Raw genomic sequence first — 2,189 nt, forward strand, 5'->3', positions numbered from 1 at the left:
TTTAATAACACGACTCCATCCCTAAAACAACCTTTATTAGTGATTATCTATAACTTTTCCCTCATTTATCTCGCAATGAATTGTTTTGTAAATATTTGTAGAGATATTAAATTATTCATCGGGATAAACTCACTCTGAGAGGAAAAGTGTAGTTGTAAGTTGGTTTTGAATTACCTAATGGGTAAGGAGAACTTTTATGTGTCACCTGATCAGATAGGTTATATAGAACTGCTTGGGTTATTCCTGATCTTTTTGTTAATGGAAGTACTTTCTCTTTATGAAGAGAATCAATAGATATGACAGTTGTTTCTTCTCCATTAAAGCCTATATTTCGAAGTGTGGTGACTATCTCATGTTTCGAAGAATTATACTTGTGAGTATATTTTTTTAAGCTCTGATCCTGAGTTTCTCCACTTATAATAGTGTATACTTCTTGGCGTAAACGACCTGTGTTGAAAAGAGGCAGATTGTTATTCTCAACATACAGGTATTTTGTCTCAACTTTCTCATTCACGGTTTCCGTCTCTTTTACAATATGATTTTGTACGTGAGGGTTAGATAAACTTGTATAGGTATATCTAATTACTCTCTTGGGAGTTGTTGAGGCTTTATTAGATGGAGCAATAATTTTTAGTTCTCTCACAAAGCGGACAAAGCCTAAAGGATCGGCTGGGCATAATCCTTTAATGCCGAGAGTAGGATAATAGGTATATGATCTTTCTATTCCGTTAATGTCAATCGAAGATAGGATATTGCCTTGATTGTCTGTTTCCATATGTTCAGTCTCAGTACGCTTTCCGGAACTGATACTATTATAGGTTTGAGTTATTGTACGAGGGAAATGAAGGTTTGCTGGTTGCTCAAAAAAGTTACCGGGAATTTGATTATAATCAATTCTCTTAACTTTTAATCCAAAATCGGTTTTAGTAATTTCAGTTATCAAAAGATGAAATTGATTATATTCTCTTTCAATATGGATGGCATGCTTTCCATTATTATCTAATAATGTTTCCCAAGTCCAATAAGTATAATCCAGAGTTGTTTGCAGGAGATCGTTTATAGCGGGCTTGTCTGGGATGCTACCACATAGACTGAAACCTGTATAATTCAAACTTTCCATGAAATAGTATTCTTTAGTAATAGATGGTTGTCCGTCTCCGTCGTTAGTTGTGTGTTGATAAACTGTAGGAAGCCATTGGTTATTTGTAACTTGTATGCCTTGTGGATTGTATGAAATTGTCTCAAAGGCGCCTTCCCCCTTAGCGAAATGAGTCATAACAATTTGTATAGAGTCTAAACTATTGTTAAGACCAGATAAGTTAATTCTTTCATAATCGAATGTGTATTTAGGCGACCCTTCGGGTTTAGTGTCATTTAAGAACGGATAACTCAGGTTTAACAACATTATTGGAGTACCTTGTTGTGAGGGTTTCCCATATATGAGGTTTACTTTAGCATTCCCATTGATTGTTGGATAATTATATGCAACAGTCTGGCTACCTTCTATTATGAAATGTATTTGTTTAATCCTCGTTTGACGGTGAGTTATTTCCTCCAGTAAAGGTATGGAGTCTGTGTTATATTTAAAATCAAATATTTCACCATTCTCATATATAAGACTTCTAATAGTTGCAATTCGGAAATCTTCATTACAAGTGAGTATCTCGCGGATGCCATCTTTGTTAAATACTTCGAATTGGTTTTTGCTATTTCTTTTGATTCTTATATTCTGAACTTTCAGATCTTTTAAATTGATATATTCTCCACTTGAAGGATATATAGGTCGTCCGTTTAAATCTTTCTCAACTTCATATTTAACACCTGTCATTGAAGTGAAGATACCTCTAGATAGATCTAATTGAGTTGTTTTTAAGTGCCAATTACGACCAAAGCCTTTATAACCTGCTTCGAGAACAGAGAATGAAAGGATTAGTGGACGCTCAGGTCCTTCTATATTATAAGGTTTAAGAGTAACTAAGTTGATGTTACAATCGTATTTTCCGGTACGCGGATCAACTCCCGTTGTTAGAGCCGATTCTAAATTAAATGCTGGGGTGTGAAGAGTTTCTGGCATAATGTCGCCTTTTTGTTAATTGATACTTACTTGTAATTTGTAGAATGATAACCTGCTTTCACTTTTAGAGCTAATTATGGGTAGCCGAGATCCCAACGAATAATATATTATTCGT

Annotated in this window: 1 protein-coding gene; it reads right to left on the bottom strand. The window is 34.6% G+C overall.

The genetic code is table 11. The annotated features are described in order from the left end of the window. Positions 1–115 precede the first annotated feature (115 nt). A complete protein-coding gene (locus tag HGC4_RS09780; protein WP_050709954.1) occupies positions 116–2,074 on the bottom strand; it encodes a hypothetical protein in 1,959 nt (652 codons plus the stop codon). Between the last annotated feature and the right edge of the window lie 115 nt (positions 2,075–2,189).

Source organism: Dysgonomonas sp. HGC4 (assembly GCF_001261715.1).
In the GTDB taxonomy this organism is placed as follows: domain Bacteria; phylum Bacteroidota; class Bacteroidia; order Bacteroidales; family Dysgonomonadaceae; genus Dysgonomonas_A.